The following is a 16,587-nucleotide window of genomic DNA, read 5'->3' on the forward strand; positions in this document are numbered from 1 at the left end:
GGATAGGCCCGGCTACACTGCGGCCATGAGGCGTTGGCCTTATCTGGCGGCAGTGGTCATTGCCACCGTCGGCCATGCACCCGCGGCCGCGGCGCAAGCCATCCCGACGCCGGCACACATCGTGATCGTGGTCGAGGAAAACCACTCGAGCGCCAACGTGCTGGGCAACAAGTCAGCGCCGTTCATGAACCAACTGGCCAACGCGGGCGCGCTGATGACGCAGTCGTATGCCGAGACGCATCCCAGCGAGCCCAACTATCTGGCGATGTTCTCCGGCAGCACCTTCGGGTTGACGTCTGACGCCTGTCCGGTGAACGCCGGCACCGCGCCGAATCTCGCGGCGGCACTGCTCGCTGCCCGCTATACATTCGCGGGTTTCTCCGAAGACCTGCCCGCGGTCGGTTCGCCGGTGTGTTCGGCTGGCAAGTACGCACGAAAACACGTGCCGTGGGCAAACTTCACCAGCGTGCCTGCCGAAGCGTCGCTACCGTTCAGCGCCTTCAACGGCCGCACCGACTACCAGAGCCTCCCGACTGTTTCCTTCGTGATTCCCAATCTCGACAACGACATGCACGACGGCACCATCGCCCAGGCCGACACTTGGCTGGCGACAAACCTTGCGCGATACGCGAATTGGGCGGTTGCCAACAACAGCCTACTGATCGTCACATGGGACGAGGACGACAACGGCCCGAGCAACCAGATTCCGACCATGATCTACGGCGCCCACGTCCGGCCGGGCGCATACGGCGAGCCGATCAGCCACTACAACGTGTTGTCGACCGTCGAGGAGATGTACGGGCTGACCAAGACAGGCCTTGCCGCGAACGCGCCTGCGATCGCCGACATCTGGGATTAGCCCGTCGGCGCCTGTTGGCGGCCACGCACCAGTCGGCCGGGCCGGGCGGCCGTCGGCACCCCGTTCTCCGCAATCACCTTGCCGGACACGATCGTCGCGACGTAACCGTCGGCGGTCTGGTCCAGACGGCGCCCGCCGGCGGGTAAGTCGTGGGTGATGATCGGCTTGTGCAGACGCAGCGCCGCGTGATCGATGACGTTCAGATCGGCCTTGTAGCCCACCGCGATTCGGCCCCGATCGGCCAAGCCGGCGACCCGCGCAGGCACTGACGTCATCATGCGAACCGCATCCGGCACATTCAGCCGGCCCTTGGCCCGGTCACGCGCCCAGTGTGCCAACAGGAACGTGGGATAGCTTGCGTCGCAGATCATTCCGTAGTGGGCGCCGCCGTCGCCGAGACCGAGCACGACGTCGTCGCGTCGGATCAACTCGCCAACCGTATCCAGTGAGTTGTTCTCGAAGTTGGCCATCGCGACGAGCAGCATGGCGTGTCCGTCGTCGTCGAGCAGCCGATCGTAGGCCTCCTCCATCGGGCTGACGCCGCGCGCCGCCGCTCGCGCCGCAATGGACGTCGACGGATCCGGCTCGTAGTCGGGGTTCTCGGTCAGCGGGAAGATCCAGTTCCACGCCTGCGCCAGATACAGCAGCGGATGGCCGCCCTCGGCTGGCTTGTCGGCCAGAATGCGAGCCCGCACTTCTGGTTTGCGCATCTCGGCGACGCGCTCGGCCAGCGGTAGATCGGCGATCTCCTGATAGGAGGGATAGAACACGAACGGATTGCCGGTCAGCTCCAGTCCGATCACCAAACCGATTGGGCGCGGGAACATTTGCGCGGTGATCGTGGTGTCCGGATTGCCGATGGAGTTGTACTTCTCGATCAGCGTGATCGCGTCGGGCCAGATCGGGTCGCCTGCATTGCCGGTCGCGAGCGTGAACGTGACCGGCAGCCCATTGTCCTGCGCAGCCTCGAAAACCTGTTGCAGCACATTGGCATAACCGCCCGCGGCGATGTCGGGGACGAATTGGATCAGGCCGCCGCCACCCTCGGCGACACCGGATGCGATCGCGTCGATCTCGGCCTGCGCGGCGTCGTATGTCGGGATCAACTCGCCACTGGCGGTCTTGTGAAACGAGAACCGCGACGACGCGAACCCCAGCGCGCCGACCTCGATGGCTTCGCGCGCCAGCTCCCGCATCCGCTTCAGATCGTCATCGGTTGCTGGCTCGCGGTCGGCGCCGCGCCGACCCATCACGTATACCCGCAGCGGTGAGTGCGGCAGATACGCCGCGACGTCGATGTCCCGCTGCCGGGCGTCCAGCGCATCCAAATACTGCGGGAACGTCTCCCAATCCCACGGCAGGCCGTCAACCATCACGACGCCTGGGATGTCCTCCACGCCCGCCATCACGTCCACGAGCACCTCGTGGTCCTCGGTCCGGCACGGCGCGAAGCCGACGCCGCAATTGCCCATCACCGCGGTCGTGACGCCGTGTGCCGACGACGGCGTCATCCGGTCCGACCAGATGGCCTGTCCGTCGTAGTGCGTGTGCAGATCGATGAAGCCCGGGGTGACGAGCAGCCCCGTCGCATCGATCTCCCGCGTCCCTGACCCGTCCACCTCGCCGACCGCGGCGATCACGCCGTCGGAAATCGCGACGTCTCCGACATATGGCTGTCCGCCGAGGCCGTCGACGATGGTGCCGTTGCGGATGATCAACTCGTACGCCATTAGCTGAATGTACGACTGTGTCGGTGCCAGATGCCAGGATGAGCCCGTGATTGACCACCTTGGGATCAACTGTGCGGACTGGAACAAATCGAAGGCGTTCTACGACAAGGTCCTCGGCGTGCTGGGCTACAGCAGGCAGATGGACTTCCAGGTCGCGATCGGTTACGGCAAGGACGGCAAGCCGGATTTCTGGATCGCCGATATGAGCGCAGGCGACGCGTCGGGCCCGAACCGCGAGAACCATGTCGCATTCCAGGCCAACGACGCCGACGCGGTCAGGGCGTTCTACGACGCGGCGCTCGAGACCGGCGCCGAATCACTGCATGAGCCGCGACTGTGGCCGGAGTACCACCCGGGCTACTTCGGCGCGTTCGTCCGCGACCCGGACGGCAACAACGTCGAAGCCGTCTTCCACGGCGCCCCGCCGAAAGCTTAGGCGGCGGTCGCCTCCACGATGCTGAGCGGCGACGCCGTCGGCACGACACGAGTCATCCGAAAACCCGCCTGCTGCAAGAGGTTCTGATACTGCGCAGCGGTGCGTTCCCGGCCCGCGTTGTAGATCAGCATCTCCAGGTCCATCGTCTTGGCGAGAAAGTCGCGATCGTGCGGCGGTATCACGCACTCGATCAGAGCGACGGTCGTTCCCGTGTCCGTCGCCGCGCGCAGCGTCTTGAGAATCTGGCGTGCCTTGTCGTCGGGCCAGTCGTGGATGATGTTCTTCAGCACATAGAGGTCCCCGCCATGGGGAACTCCGTCAAAGAACGAACCTTCGGCGATTCGCACGCGTTCGGCCACGCCGTGTTTGCGCAACAGTGGGCCGGCGCCTGCGGCCACATGCGGCAGGTCGAAGAGAACGCCTGTCGCGGTGGGGGTCGCTAACAGAATGCCGGCCAGCAGCCGCCCATGCCCGCCGGCGACATCGACGATGGTGCGATAGCCGGCGAAGTCGTAAGCCCCGGTCACCGCTTCGGCGGCCAACTCGGAGATGTTCGTCATTGCCGCGTTGAACACGTCACTGATTTCGCTGTCGGTCTCGATCCAATCGAAGGCTTCCATGCCACGCAGCTTGGGAACGACTGCCTCACCGGTACGGACCGCATCGATGCAGTGGCTCCAATGCTCCCGGTGTTGAAGCGAACCTTCGAAGCGGGCGAACGCGGCCATTGAGTGCGGAGCATCCCACCGCAGGGTGCGCGCCAGCGCCGTCAGTTCGTAGCGGCCGTCGCGGTGGCGGAAGACGCCCCGGCTGATCAGCAACCGAAGCAACCGGCCCAACGCGTCCGGGTCGGCGCCGACCCTCTGCGCCAACTCGTCCAGCCCGAGTGGCCCGTCGGCAAGTGCGTCGGCGATGCGCAGTTCGGCGGCCACGGACATGGCCTGGGCCACACTGGCCCCGATGATGAGCTCTGTCATCGCGACCTGTGCGGGGACAAGCGCGGAGTGAAGCCGCAACAGATGGTGGCGGCTGCGCTGCACCGCACTGATCAAGCCGACCGGCGGTGTCATCGACGGGATCTTCATGGCTCAGCCTCTCTCGTTGTGCCTCGATTCGATGATGAGGTGCCGGCGGTTCACCACCATCGGCCAGAAGGCGCAAAAAAATCGGGGCAGGGTCGGAGACCCGGGGCGACGGCAAACGCAATGTGCGCGGTTTCGCTGATGTTGTGGACGTGACGACCGGCGATGCTGGCTAACATGAGCGAGATCGACCGAGGGGCGGGCACGCCACCGGTGAACGAGAGCGATTTGGGCGTGAGCGAGCTACCGACTGGCACGGTTACGCTCCTGCTCGCTGATATCGAGGGCTCCACCCAACTGTGGGAAGCGCAGCCCCAGGAAATGAACAAGGCTGTCGCACGACTCGATCGCTTACTCACCGAGATCGTTGCTGCGCATCGTGGCGTGCGACCGGTCGAGCAGGGCGAAGGCGACAGCCTGGTCATCGCGTTCGATCGCGGCAGTGACGCGGTGGCATGCGCGCTTGACCTACAGATGGCGCCGCTGGCGCCGATCAAATTGCGGATCGGCCTGCACACCGGCGAGGTCCAGCTTCGCGACGAAGGGAACTACTTCGGGCCGACGATCAACAGGACCGCACGCCTGCGCGACGTGGCACACGGCGGCCAGACGGTGCTGTCCGGCGCGACCGAGGAGATCGTCGCCGACTATCTGCCACCTGGCGCGTGGCTGCTTCCGCTCGGTACGCACCAACTGCGGGATCTTCGCCGCCCCGACCGGATCATCCAGCTGTGTCACCCTGACCTGAACAACCAATTCCCACCGTTGCGGTTGCCCGCCGCGGTCTCCCACGGGCTGCCACCGCAGTTGACGAGCTTCGTTGGTCGCACTGCTCAAATAGCGGAGTTGTCGCGCATCGTCGCCAAGAACCGGCTTGTCACGTTGACCGGCGCAGGCGGTTCGGGCAAGACCCGCCTTGCGGTACAGGTCGCAGCCGCCATAGCCACGGAATTCCATGACGGTGCGCACTATGTCGACCTGGCACCGATCACCGAACCCGACCTCTTGCCGACGACCGCCGCGCGCGCACTCGGCCTGCCCGATGTGCCAGGGCGCTCCGCGACCGACTCTCTGCTGCGTTTCATCGCCGACCGGCCGATGCTGCTGATCCTGGACAACTGCGAGCACCTCCTGGATGCGACTGCCGAACTCGTCGCGGCCATGCTCGCAGCCTGCCCCGCCGTAACGGTGCTGGCGACCAGCCGTGAGCCGATCGGCATGGCAGGAGAAGCGATCTGGCGGGTGTCGTCGTTGTCGATCACCGACGAGGCGGTTGAGCTGTTCACCGACCGTGCGCGTCTGGTGAGGCCGGAATTCGCAATCACCAACGACAACGCCGCCACCGTGACGGAAATCTGTCGCCGCCTTGACGGCATGCCGCTGGCGATAGAGCTGGCCGCGGCGCGGGTACGGGCACTGTCGATCCCCGACATCCTCGCCGGCCTGCATGACCGGTTCCGAATTCTGACCGGGGGCGTGCGGGGTGCGGTGCGACGTCAACAGACACTGCGCGCCTCGGTGGACTGGTCGCATGCGCTGCTGACCGACGTCGAACGGGTTATCTTCCGCCGGTTGGCCGTCTTTCGCGGGGGCTTTCATCTCGACGCCGCCGAGGCCGTTGCTGCCGATGGCGATTACGTGCACGCCCACCAAGTGCTCGACGAGCTGACGTTACTCGTGGACAAGTCGTTGGTGATCGCCGAAAACGCCAGCGGTGCAACGCGATACCGGTTGCTGGAGACCGTTCGCCAGTACGCATTGGAAAAGCTCGGTGACAGCGGCGAATCCGATGCGGTGCGCGTGCGGCACCGAGACCACTACACACAGCTGGCAGACCTCGTCGACCAGCCGACCTCGGAGCGCCAACGGCACGTCGAGCAGGCGGATATCGAAATCGACAATCTGCGAGCCGTATTCACGTGGAACTGCGGCCTCGGCGACAGCGAGGGGGCGTTGCACCTGGCGTGCAGTCTGCAGCGGCTGTGGATGAGCAGCGGACGCGTACAGGAAGCCCTGTCCTGGATCAGCGCCGTGCTATCTGACCCTTCACAGCCGCCCGCGGACGTGACACCTGCGATGTACGCCCGGGCGCTTGCCGACCAGGCGGTCGTCACCGCCGCGGTCGGCACCCCAATGGCTATGGAGTTCCCGGAGCGGGCGCTGGCGATCGCCCGTGAGGTCGGTGACGTCGGTCTGTTGATTCGATCACTCATCGCGTGCGGAAGCACTGGCGCTTTTCAAGCCGAGGTGGCTCACCCCTACCTCGACGAGGCGGAGGGACTGGCCCGCGAATGTGACGACAAATGGCAATTGAGCCAGATCCTTTGGTGGCAGGCCTATGTCGCGATACACGACGGAGATCTGCGCGCCGCGATCAGGTTCGGGGAAGAGGGACGCGACCTGGCCGACGAGATCGGCGATCGGCTGGTCTCGTGGATGTGTCGCTACTGGGGGTTGGCCACGGCACGGTTCATGCGCGGCGAACTGGCGGTGGCGATCGCCCTCTTCAATGAACTACTAGCAGAGGGCGACGCGAACCACAGCGTGACAATGCTGGCCGCTTGCCATGCCCACCGCGCCCACACTTTGGCGTGGATGGGGGAATCGGAAGCCGCGCAAGCGGCGGCGCACGCCGCATTGACTGCCACGTCCGAACTCGGCGGTCTGTGGGAAGCCCTCTGCAATGCGCCGTTGGCGACCGCACACCTGGCGGCCGGTGATGTCGCGGCCGCGGTGACGGCCGGCACCAGCGCCGCCGAGCAATTCCGCGCAGTTGGTGGGCTGAGGATGGTTGCAATCAACCCGATAGTCGATGTGGCGCTGGCGAACGGGGATATCGTCGCGGCGCGCCGGTGGGCCGACGATGCCGTGTCCGTGTCGGTCGGCTGCCATACGGCTGTGGCGCTGTCGTCCCGTGCTCGGGTTGCCGCCGCCGAGGGTGAGCGCGAACTGGCGGAGCGCGATGCCCGTGACGCGCTGGCCGTGGCCGCGGCAACGGATGCGCACCTGATCACCGCGGACGCCCTGGAATGCCTTGCGGGACTTTCCAGTGACTCTGGCGTTCACCGTGAAGCGGCACGGCTCTATGGTGCGGCCGACGCGGTCCGCAAAGTAACTGGTGCGGTCAGGTTCAAGAGCTACGACGACGGATACGCAAGGGGCGTCGACGCGGTCCGTGAAGCATTGGGCGACAACGACTTTCAAACCGCATGGGCCGAAGGCTCGGCAATGTCCGCGTGTGAATCGATCGCGTACGTCCGTCGCGGACATGGCGAACGCAGGCGCCCGGCAAGTGGTTGGGGTGCGTTGACGCCCGCTGAACGCGACGTAGTGCGTCTGGTCAGCGAAGGACTGGCCAACAAGGAGATCGCGACACGGCTTTTCGTCTCGCCGCGCACCGTGCAAAGCCATCTCACCCATGTTTACAACAAGCTGGGTGTCAGTTCGCGGGTGCAACTGGCGCAAGAGGCCACGCGACAGAACTGGCGGACAGGCTAGCGTCATGGCATGGCTGACTCCGATCTGGCAGCAGTGCGGGAGCTGCTGCGCGACTCGTTCACCCGGCTCATCGAGCACGTCGAGGACCTCACCGACGGCCTGACCGACGAGGTCGCCTTCTTTCGCCCGACCGGCACCGCCAACAGCATCGCCTGGCTGATCTGGCACAGCGCCCGACAGCACGACTCCCAGCTCTGCCACATCGCAGACATCGAACAGGTGTGGACGCGCGACGGCTGGGTCGACCGGTTCGGCCTCGATCTACCTCGCGATGCGCACGGCTACGGCCACAGCCCCGAGGAGGTCGGCAAGGTGCGCGCGTCGGCCGACCTGCTGGCCGGCTATTACCACGCTGTGCACAAGGCGACGCTGGAATACATTGCTTCCGTGACCGCCGAGGAGTTGAGTCGCGTCGTCGACCCGAACTGGAATCCGCCCGTGACGGCCAGCGTGCGCCTGGTCAGCATCATCGATGACTCTGCCCAGCATCTTGGCCAGGCAGCGTACGTGCGGGGCATCGCCTGATCCGGTTGTGGCCACCCATCGGGGTTGTCGCGATGGTGGCACTCGGCGTGACGGTGGGGCACGGCTCCACCCCGATGGACGACTGGTTCCATCGACACGGACGCGACGCCCGTTACCTGACGCTTCTCGTCAGCCCGTGGGTCCTCGCCTCCGTGGTGGTCGCGACCGTCGGCGTCGCGTTGTACCAGCGACGGCATCGACTCGCGATCGCGTCGGCCGTGTGTCCGCTGCTCGCAATGGCGCTCGCCCGTGTGCTGAAGCCGCTCTTCGGCCGTGAACGCGGACCGGCCTTTGCCTACCCGAGCGGCCACACCGCGACGCTCGTCGTCGTGATGGGGATGGTCGTCTTGGCAGCAGGCGCTGCGCTATGGGTAGTGCTGACCGCGGTTGCGTACTGCCTGCTCGGCATGCTGGGCGTAGGGGTGTCGTTTCACTACTTCACCGACACCGTCGGCGGACTGCTGCTGGGCACGTCGATCGTCTGTGTGGCAGCCCTCATATCAGGACACGCACCCCACCGGACTTGACACGTGTCAACCCCACTGCGATCTGCGTCACAGCCAGTGGCTACCATGAGGCCATGACGGCGACTCCGGAAGTTGATCTGCCCGACACCGGCACCATCCGCAATCCTGCGACCGGCGCGGTGGCCGGCAAGGTGCGCTGGACCGATCCCGCCGACGTGCCACGCATCGCCGCGGGCCTGCGCGAAGCGCAGAAGCAGTGGGAGGCGCGCGGCGCGAAGGGACGCGCCAAGGTGCTGGCCCGCTACGCGGTGTGGCTGGGTGAACACCGCGACGAAATCGAGGCGCTGCTGATCAAGGAGACCGGCAAGTCGGCCACCGACGCCGCCCAAGAGGTGCCGCTGCTGATCATGATCGCCGCCTACTACGTCAAGACGATGGAGAAGGCGCTCGCGCCGGAGAAGCGGCCTGCGTCGTTGCCGTTCCTGACGATCAAGAAGGTCGAGGTGCACTACCGGCCGCGCCCGGTGGTCGGCATCATCGCGCCGTGGAACTACCCGGTCGCCAACCTGCTGATGGACGGCATCGCGGCGCTGGCGGCCGGTTGCGCCGTCCTCCTCAAGCCGTCGGAGCGCACGCCACTCACCGCCGAACTGCTGCTGCGCGGGTGGCTGGACTCGGGCGCCCCTGAGGTCATGGCGATCGTGCAAGGCGCGCGCGAGGCGGTCGAGGCGGTCGTCGACAACTCCGACTACATCCAATTCACCGGCTCGAGCGCAACCGGTGCGAAGGTCATGGAGCGGGCGGCGCGCCGGCTCACTCCCGTCAGCCTCGAGCTCGGCGGCAAGGACCCGATGATCGTGCTCGACGATGCCGACGTCGACCTGGCCGCGCACGCCGCGGTGTGGGGCGCGTTCTTCAACGCGGGGCAGACGTGTGTGTCGGTGGAACGGGTCTACGTGCTGGAGTCGGTCTACGACAAGTTCGTCGACGCGGTGGTGCGCGACGTGAAGAACCTGAAGATGGGCGCAGGCGAGGGTCATCACTTCGGCGCACAGATCGACGACAGCCAGGTGGCGGTGACCGACCGCCATGTCAGCGCCGCGCTTGCCGCGGGAGCCAGGGCGCTCACCGGTGGCAAGCGCCCGGTCGGTCCCGGTAGCTTCTACCCGCCGACGGTGCTGGTCGACGTCGACCATTCGATGGAGTGCATGACCGAAGAGACCTTCGGCCCGACGCTGCCGATCATGAAGGTGTCCAGTGTCGACGAGGCGATCCGGCTGGCGAACGACAGCCCCTACGGGCTGAGCGCATCAGTGTTCTCGAAGGACATCGACCGCGCCAAAGCGGTTGCGGTGCAACTTGATTGCGGTGCCGTGAACGTAAACGACGTGATCTCCAACCTGATGTGCACCACGGCGCCGATGGGCGGCTGGAAGACGTCGGGTATCGGGGCGCGCTTCGGCGGCGCCGAGGGGCTGCGCAAGTTCTGCCGTCAGGAGGCGGTGGTGGCGCCGCGCACGAACGTCGGCGCGGGCGGCAACTACTACAACAACTCGCAGAAGGCGCTGCGGCGGATGAACAAGCTCATGACGAAGCTGGCGCTGATCACCCCTCGCCGCGCCGCCAAGTAGCACCCCGCGTTCACCTGCGCGTTACCCCAGCGTCTGCCTGCGTCGATATTTTCGGCCGGTGACCCTGGACGCACACAACTACCGCGTGCACGACGACGACGATGACGACCCGATCCTGCTCGACGGCAACGGCATTCCAGTCGACACCTGGCGCGAGAACTTCCCGTATGACGAGCGCATGTCGCGCGACGAGTACGAGGAGCAGAAGCGGCTGCTGCAGATCGAACTGCTGAAGCTGCAGAAGTGGAGCCAGGCCAACGGCCACCGGCACGTGATCGTGTTCGAGGGCCGCGACGCCGCAGGCAAGGGCGGCACGATCAAACGGTTCATGGAGCATCTCAACCCGCGCGGCGCTCGCGTCGTCGCGCTGGAGAAGCCGACCGAACGCGAACGCACCCAGTGGTACTTCCAGCGCTACGTGCACCATCTCCCCGCCCACGGCGAAATCGTGTTGTTCGACCGGTCCTGGTACAACCGGGCCGGAGTCGAGCGGGTGATGGGGTTCTGCACACCCAAGCAGCACGCCGAGTTCATCCGGCAGGTCCCGCTGTTCGAGCAGATGCTGGTCAACGACGGCATCAGCCTGACAAAACTGTGGTTCTCGGTGTCGCCGTCCGAGCAGCGCACCCGCTTCACGATCCGCCAGGTCGACCCGGTGCGGCAGTGGAAGCTGTCGCCGACGGACCTGGCGTCGCTGGACAAGTGGGACTCCTACACCGCGGCCAAGGAAGACATGTTCGCGTGGACGGACACCGAGGTCGCGCCGTGGATGGTGGTCAAGAGCAACGACAAGAAGCGCGCACGCGTCAATGCGATGCGCTTCGTGTTGAGTAAGTTCGACTACGACAACAAGGACCATGAGGTGGTCGGCAGGCCGGATCCCCTCATCGTGGGACGCGCCCTCGCCGACTGAGACTGCGCGTCGCGCCTGGAAGGAGGACGCGTGCGGTTCGTGGCGACCGTGTTCCTGTGGCTCGTCACGACGATCGCGTTGACCGCTGCATTGCCCGCCATGTGGGCGCAGAAGAATGTCGTCGACGCTGACGGCTACGCGGCGTTTGCGTCGTCGGCGGCCAAGGATCCGAAACTGCAGCAGGCGATGGCCTCCGAACTCACCACGCAGATCGTGCGACTGGGTCGCAACGAGGGCTATGACCTCAATCCCGATCTGGTACGCGGGGTGACGACGTCCTACACCCAGAACGCAGGCTTCCCAGGGCAATTCGCGCAGGCGAACCGCATTGTGCACACCTGGATGTTCACCGACGAGATCCGGCGCCAGGAAGGCACGGACGATCGCTGGCTGATCGACGTTGCGCCGATGCTGTCTGATCCGTCGCTGAAGGCGACGCTGGGCAATCTCAACCTCGACGTGCCTGCCACGCTGACCGTTCCGATCACGGTGTCCGACACCTCAGGTATGCGCCCGGGGCAGTTGCGTCAGTTCTCGACGTGGGGTCCGTGGGTCAGCATCGGTGCGTCGGTGTTGACGGGCGTGGCCGCACTGCTCACGTTGGCAGCAGCCCGGTCGCGCGGGAAAGCGCTTGCAGCGCTGGGGGTTTCGGCTCTGCTGGTGGGCGCGGCCGGCTGGGCCGGCCTCGAGGTGGCGCGCCGGTGGGTCGATCACGCGTTGAACCGCACGGAGGGTGACATTCGTCAGGTCGCCGACGCGATGGTCAACCATGCCGAGGCCAGCATGCATCTCTGGCTGAACCTGACGCTGGCCGCGGGTGGTGCGCTGGTGGTGTTCGGTGTGCTGGTGTCGATGCTCGGTGGGCTCCGCAGGCAGGACTAGTACCGTCAGTTCATGCCATTCGTGACGGACATCGTCGGCCCACAGCGGCCAGTCCGGTCATGGCCGGCGCTTTTACCTGGTGCGTTGCGGCGCACCAGCACCATCGACACCCACCCGGCCGGAACTGGCAAATCCAGCGTCGACCTGCGGGCCCGCGACATCTCGGCGGACGTGCTCGGCGAGGTTCGGGTGCGCGCACACCTGACCGATCGCGTGATCGATGCCATCGACGACGGCCTGCAAGCGCTGGTCGGCAACCGCGTCGGCCCCGGATTCCGCTCGACGGTCGGCAAGCTGTTTCCCGAGGAGGTGCGGCGGGCCAGCCTGCTGCACCTGCTGCTCGACGACTGGGTCGGCGCAGCGCTGGTCTCCGGGTACGCCGTGCAGCATGCGGCGATCAATCTCGGCATCGAGGAGAAGATCGGCCCCGGCGTCGCGGACCATATGGCGGGCATCTGCGCGGGCTTCGCGTCCGACGCCTCGTTGGTCCCGTACGCCAAGCGCAACGGCACCATTCCGTCTGTGCACGGGCCGCTCGCGCCGTCGCTCGACGGCTTGGAGATGCACGCCGTCGAACCGCTGCGAGCCCACGGGATGCGGCGGCTGCGGCGCCTCGACCTGAATCCTGACGACGGATTCACCGCGCACTTCCGCGACAGCCATGTCGACGGCGACGGTGTCGAGACGATCGTGCACGAGTACACCGTCGTCGGCTCGCTGGACACGTCGACGCGAACGATCACGTCCGTCGATGCGAATGTGCAGGTGCTGCCGTGGCAGGAATGCCCAGGTGCCATCGCAAGCGCAGCGCGAGTGGCGGGAATGACTTTGGCCGAGTTGCGTGCTCGCATCCGCGGCGAGTTCGTCGGGACCAGTACGTGCACGCATCTGAACGACACCTTGCGCGCGCTTGCCGATCTCGATGCGCTCGTGAGCCTCAGGGCTCGATGACGTGTGACGGGTCGGGCCTGCGATCCGGCGGGGCCTGGCTGTAGTCACCCCACGGCCCGTCGCGGCGCTCGATCGCAGCGCGCACACCCTGATTGGCTGCGGTGTCGATGAACCGCAGCGCCTCAGGGGTGTTGCGCATCAGCCCGTCGAGGATGCCGCCGAGCGTCTGGGTCGACGCCAGGCCCATGTTCTCGTAGGCCTGATTGACGATGAGCTTCTGCGCCTGCAATTGGGACAACGGGATGCTCGCGAGCTTGGCGGCGACTTCGGCGACACGAGTCTCGAGGCGCTCGAACGGTACCGACTCGTTGATGAGTTCTATTGCGGCAGCTTCCTTTCCGGTCAACGGCTCACCGGTCAGCGAATGCCATTTCACCTTCGCCAAGGACAGTCGATAGAGCCACATGCCGGTCAGGTAGGCGCCCCACATCCGGGCATAGGGCGTTCCGATGACGGCGTCGTCGCTGGCGATGACGATGTCGGCGCACAGCGCATAGTCACTGGCGCCGCCGACACACCAGCCGTGTACCTGGGCGATGACTGGTTTGGACGCGCGCCAGATCGCCATGAATTTCTGCGTCGGCCCCGTCTCGCGGGCGCTGACCATCGCGAAATCCTTACCGGGGTCCCAGCGGCCGTCGGTGTTCATCGCATCGGCCCAATGGTGGAAGCCGCCGCCGAAGTCGTAACCGCCGGAGAAGGCGCGGCCTGCCCCGCGCAACACGATGACTTTGACAGCGGGGTCGCGTTCGGCCAGGCCGATGGCCTCCTCGATCTCGTCTGGCATCGGCGGAACGATGGTGTTGAGGTGGTCGGGCCTGTTCAGCGTGATCGTCGCGACTGGGCCGTCGGTCTTGTAGAGCAGGGTCTCGAACTGGGATGACGTCGTTGGCATGGCTGAAGTTTGGCAGAGGCGGTCGAGGGAACTGGCCGTTACCCGCCGCGCAGCTAGTCGCCGAGCCTGCGAAGCAGGAACTCGTATATCAGCGCGGCCCGAAACGCGGTCTGCGCGTTGTCGGCCGCCCCTGCGTGACCGCCCTCGATGTTCTCGTAGTACTGCACCGGTTGGCCCGCGGCCTCCAGCGCTGCGGTCATCTTGCGGGCATGGCCGGGATGCACCCTGTCGTCACGCGTCGACGTGGTGATCAACACCGGAGGGTAGCGACGGTCGGCCGAAACATTCTGGTACGGCGAATATTTGGAGATGAACTCCCAATCGTCGGGGTTGTCCGGGTCACCGTACTCCGCAATCCATGAGGCTCCGGCCAACAGCAGATGAAACCGTCGCATGTCGAGCAGCGGCACGCTGCACACCAACGCGCCGAACAACTCTGGGTACTTGGTCAGCATGATTCCCATCAGCAGACCGCCGTTGCTGCCACCCTGCGCGCCCAGTTGCTCGACCGTGGTGATGCCACGCTGAACCAGGTCTTTCGCCACTGCGGCGAAGTCCTCGTCGACCAGGTGCCGGCCCTCCCGCATCGCCTGCGTGTGCCAGCGCGGACCGTACTCGCCACCGCCCCGGATGTTGGCCATCACATACGTTCCGCCCCGCGAAAGCCACAGTCGGCCAAGCACTCCCACATATCCAGGCACGCTCGAGCTCTCGAACCCACCGTAACCGCCCAACAGGGTCTTGGTCGGCCCGGTCGAACTGCGATGCCCGACCACGAAGTACGGGATCATCGTGCCGTCGGCGGATGCGACGAAGTTCTGGGTCACCTCGATGTCGGATGCGTCGAAGAACGCCGGTGCACTCTTGATCTCGGTCACCGTATCGCCCGCGCGGCCCCACAGGAGTCGGGACGGCATGGTGAAACCGCTGGAGTCCAGGAACATCTCGTCCCCGTACTCGTCCACGTCGACGACCACGGTGTGAGTATTCGGCGGAATGCCTTCGATCGGGACCCGCTGCCACGAACCAGTGGTCACCAGCTCAACCCGGCTGGCCACGTCGACGAGACTGACCAGCACGAGGTGATCCTTCGTCCAGGCGAAGCTCTCCAGCGTGGAGTGATCATCTGGCTCGTATACGACGGTCAATTCGGCTGTGCCAGCGAGGAATTCGTTGTAATTCGTAGCGAGCAGGCATCCTGCGGGATAGACCGTGGTGCCTACCGCCCAGTCGGAGCGGGGCCGGATCAGCAGCCACTCGCGGTGCAACGAGATGTTCGAGTCGGTGGGCACGTCTATGCGGATCAGCTCGTCACCGCGTAGCTCGTAGCGCTCGAAGTTGAAGAAATCGATGTGCCGGGTGATCCAGAGCCGCTCGTATCCCGGTGTCCTGTCCCATCCGCCGCCGGCGCTGACGTCCGAAGGGTCACCCGAGAACAGGGTCTGCGCCGCCTCGAGTGGCTCACCGCGCCGCCACCGCTTGACGATGCGCGGGTAGCCGGACTCGGTCAGCGAACCCGGGCCGAAGTCGGTGCCGACCAACACGGTGTCGTGGTCCTCCCACGACAGCGCGGACTTGGCCTCGGGCAACTGGAAGCCGTCGGTGACGAATTCGCGCTTCTCCATGTCGAACTCGCGCACGACGGTGGCGTCGGCGCCGCCGCGCGACAGCTCGATCAGCGCCAGCGTGTAGTCGGGTTCGATGACGTCGGCGCCTGCCCAGACCCAGTTTTCGTCGTCGGCCTCAGCCAGCGAGTCGATGTCGAGGATGACGTCCCACTCCGGCTCGTCGGTCCGGTAGCTCTCCAGCGTGGTGCGCCGCCACAGCCCGCGCGGGTTCTGCGCGTCGCGCCAGAAGTTGTACAGATACTCGCCGCGGCGCCGCACGTACGGGATGCGCGCGTCGGTGTCGAGAATCTCGAGTGCCTCGGTGCGCATCTGCTCGAACCGGTCGCCCCCCAACTCGGTGAGCGTTGGCTCGTTGTGCCTGCGCACCCAGTCCAACTGGTCGTCGCCGGTGATGTCCTCGAGCCACAGATACGGGTCGTCAGTTGTCACGCCCACTATCCTGCCGGTCGGGCTCAGGACCGCGACCGCGACCGTACGCGTCGCACCCAGGCGCCGACGATCAGCACCAGCATCGCCACCCCGACCAGCGGTCCTACCCGCTTCAATGCCGAGCTCCTCGCGTAATGCACTAGGTCGAGCGGCTCAGACTCCTCGACAGGTTGCGCGGCGGCAGGCTCGACCCGCGCGGCCGCGGGCTCGGGCGAGGCGACGGCGAGCTTCTCCGACAGGCACGCGGCGAACTGCTCGATGATCTTGCCCCCGACGTCGGCGATCATGCCGCGGCCGAACTGGGCTGGCTTGCCGGTGATGGACAGATCGGTGGCCACGACGCCGGAGGTGTGGTCGCCGTCGGCGGTCAGCGTGAGGGTGACGGTCGCCGAAACGGTGCCATTGCCCCGGGTGTCCTTCGCCGACGCCTTGAGCACGGCGCGGCGCGCCTGTTCGTCGGTCTCGGCGAATGTCCCGGTGCCCTTGTACAGCAAGGTGATCGGGCCAACCTTGACCTTCACCGTTCCGGTGAACGACTCACCGTCGATCCCAGTCAGCGTCGCGCCGGGCACACACGGTGCAACCCGCTCCGGATCCAGAATGGCGGGCCACACCACGTCGATGGGCGCAGGCACGGACAGTTGATGTTCCAGCTGCATCG

At 65.9% G+C, this 16,587-nt stretch carries 14 protein-coding genes; 9 read left to right on the forward strand and 5 right to left on the reverse strand.

Annotation, left to right across the window (positions count from 1 at the left end):
- Positions 1-25: 25 nt before the first annotated feature.
- Positions 26-859, forward strand: coding sequence for an acid phosphatase (locus J3E61_RS12610; protein WP_210083778.1), 834 nt, complete (start codon positions 26-28; stop codon positions 857-859).
- Here the strand turns inward: J3E61_RS12610 and J3E61_RS12615 are convergent.
- Positions 856-2,589, reverse strand: a complete 1,734-nt coding sequence (locus tag J3E61_RS12615; protein WP_210083779.1) for an amidohydrolase family protein — start codon at positions 2,587-2,589, stop codon at positions 856-858. The two genes, J3E61_RS12610 and J3E61_RS12615, sit on opposite strands and share 4 nt — an antisense overlap.
- Positions 2,590-2,635: 46 nt before the next feature.
- Between J3E61_RS12615 and J3E61_RS12620 the strand changes: the two genes are divergently transcribed.
- Positions 2,636-3,025 carry a VOC family protein gene (locus J3E61_RS12620; protein WP_210083780.1) on the forward strand — a complete coding sequence of 130 codons (390 nt, stop codon included), beginning with the start codon at positions 2,636-2,638 and terminating at the stop codon, positions 3,023-3,025.
- Here J3E61_RS12620 and J3E61_RS12625 read toward each other — a convergent pair.
- Positions 3,022-4,110 (reverse strand): hydroxyneurosporene methyltransferase, encoded by a 1,089-nt coding sequence (locus tag J3E61_RS12625; RefSeq protein ID WP_210083781.1) that lies wholly within the window; start codon positions 4,108-4,110, stop codon positions 3,022-3,024. The two genes, J3E61_RS12620 and J3E61_RS12625, sit on opposite strands and share 4 nt — an antisense overlap.
- A gap of 162 nt (positions 4,111-4,272) precedes the next feature.
- Between J3E61_RS12625 and J3E61_RS12630 the strand changes: the two genes are divergently transcribed.
- The 7 genes from J3E61_RS12630 to J3E61_RS12660 are packed head-to-tail and all read left to right on the forward strand — an operon-like array spanning position 4,273 to position 12,974.
- On the forward strand, positions 4,273-7,605 hold the full coding sequence (locus J3E61_RS12630; RefSeq protein ID WP_210083782.1) for a LuxR family transcriptional regulator: 3,333 nt from the start codon (positions 4,273-4,275) through the stop codon (positions 7,603-7,605).
- A 9-nt stretch (positions 7,606-7,614) separates the two neighbouring features.
- Positions 7,615-8,130 (forward strand): mycothiol transferase, encoded by a 516-nt coding sequence (locus J3E61_RS12635; protein ID WP_192725558.1) that lies wholly within the window; start codon positions 7,615-7,617, stop codon positions 8,128-8,130.
- A gap of 32 nt (positions 8,131-8,162) precedes the next feature.
- Entirely contained in the window at positions 8,163-8,657 is a 495-nt protein-coding gene (locus J3E61_RS12640; RefSeq protein WP_192725557.1) for a phosphatase PAP2 family protein, read from the forward strand.
- A 53-nt stretch (positions 8,658-8,710) separates the two neighbouring features.
- The gene (locus J3E61_RS12645; protein WP_192725556.1) at positions 8,711-10,228 is read left to right on the forward strand and encodes an aldehyde dehydrogenase family protein; all 1,518 of its coding nucleotides are present in this window, start codon (positions 8,711-8,713) and stop codon (positions 10,226-10,228) included.
- 58 nt (positions 10,229-10,286) lie between these two features.
- Positions 10,287-11,141 carry a polyphosphate kinase 2 gene (gene ppk2, locus J3E61_RS12650; protein WP_210083783.1) on the forward strand — a complete coding sequence of 285 codons (855 nt, stop codon included), beginning with the start codon at positions 10,287-10,289 and terminating at the stop codon, positions 11,139-11,141.
- Between the two features lie 30 nt (positions 11,142-11,171).
- Positions 11,172-12,023 (forward strand): hypothetical protein, encoded by an 852-nt coding sequence (locus tag J3E61_RS12655; RefSeq protein ID WP_192725554.1) that lies wholly within the window; start codon positions 11,172-11,174, stop codon positions 12,021-12,023.
- A gap of 12 nt (positions 12,024-12,035) precedes the next feature.
- Complete coding sequence (locus tag J3E61_RS12660; protein ID WP_210083784.1) at positions 12,036-12,974, forward strand: DUF2889 domain-containing protein; 939 nt, start codon at positions 12,036-12,038, stop codon at positions 12,972-12,974.
- Here the strand turns inward: J3E61_RS12660 and J3E61_RS12665 are convergent.
- From J3E61_RS12665 to J3E61_RS12675, 3 genes are read right to left on the reverse strand one after another with little or no spacing between them, the layout of a single operon-like run.
- Positions 12,961-13,869: a crotonase/enoyl-CoA hydratase family protein gene (locus J3E61_RS12665; protein ID WP_210083785.1), complete on the reverse strand. Its 909-nt coding sequence runs from the start codon at positions 13,867-13,869 to the stop codon at positions 12,961-12,963. The genes J3E61_RS12660 and J3E61_RS12665 overlap by 14 nt on opposite strands.
- A gap of 53 nt (positions 13,870-13,922) precedes the next feature.
- Positions 13,923-15,926, reverse strand: a complete 2,004-nt coding sequence (locus J3E61_RS12670) for a S9 family peptidase (protein WP_210083786.1) — start codon at positions 15,924-15,926, stop codon at positions 13,923-13,925.
- 23 nt (positions 15,927-15,949) lie between these two features.
- On the reverse strand, positions 15,950-16,585 hold the full coding sequence (locus J3E61_RS12675; protein ID WP_210083787.1) for an SRPBCC family protein: 636 nt from the start codon (positions 16,583-16,585) through the stop codon (positions 15,950-15,952).
- Positions 16,586-16,587 lie beyond the last annotated feature (2 nt).

The organism is Mycobacterium sp. OAE908 (assembly GCF_017872775.1).
In the GTDB taxonomy this organism is placed as follows: domain Bacteria; phylum Actinomycetota; class Actinomycetes; order Mycobacteriales; family Mycobacteriaceae; genus Mycobacterium.

What these genes read in the sequence shown, in the direction of transcription:
- J3E61_RS12610 (WP_210083778.1), top strand. Translation starts at nt 26, where the DNA reads ATGAGGCGTTGGCCTTATCTGGCGGCAGTGGTCATTGCCACCGTCGGC.
- J3E61_RS12615 (WP_210083779.1), bottom strand. Translation starts at nt 2,589, where the DNA reads ATGGCGTACGAGTTGATCATCCGCAACGGCACCATCGTCGACGGCCTC.
- J3E61_RS12625 (WP_210083781.1), bottom strand. Translation starts at nt 4,110, where the DNA reads ATGAAGATCCCGTCGATGACACCGCCGGTCGGCTTGATCAGTGCGGTG.
- J3E61_RS12630 (WP_210083782.1), top strand. Translation starts at nt 4,273, where the DNA reads ATGCTGGCTAACATGAGCGAGATCGACCGAGGGGCGGGCACGCCACCG.
- J3E61_RS12635 (WP_192725558.1), top strand. Translation starts at nt 7,615, where the DNA reads ATGGCTGACTCCGATCTGGCAGCAGTGCGGGAGCTGCTGCGCGACTCG.
- J3E61_RS12640 (WP_192725557.1), top strand. Translation starts at nt 8,163, where the DNA reads ATGGTGGCACTCGGCGTGACGGTGGGGCACGGCTCCACCCCGATGGAC.
- J3E61_RS12645 (WP_192725556.1), top strand. Translation starts at nt 8,711, where the DNA reads ATGACGGCGACTCCGGAAGTTGATCTGCCCGACACCGGCACCATCCGC.
- J3E61_RS12660 (WP_210083784.1), top strand. Translation starts at nt 12,036, where the DNA reads ATGCCATTCGTGACGGACATCGTCGGCCCACAGCGGCCAGTCCGGTCA.
- J3E61_RS12665 (WP_210083785.1), bottom strand. Translation starts at nt 13,869, where the DNA reads ATGCCAACGACGTCATCCCAGTTCGAGACCCTGCTCTACAAGACCGAC.
- J3E61_RS12675 (WP_210083787.1), bottom strand. Translation starts at nt 16,585, where the DNA reads ATGCAGCTGGAACATCAACTGTCCGTGCCTGCGCCCATCGACGTGGTG.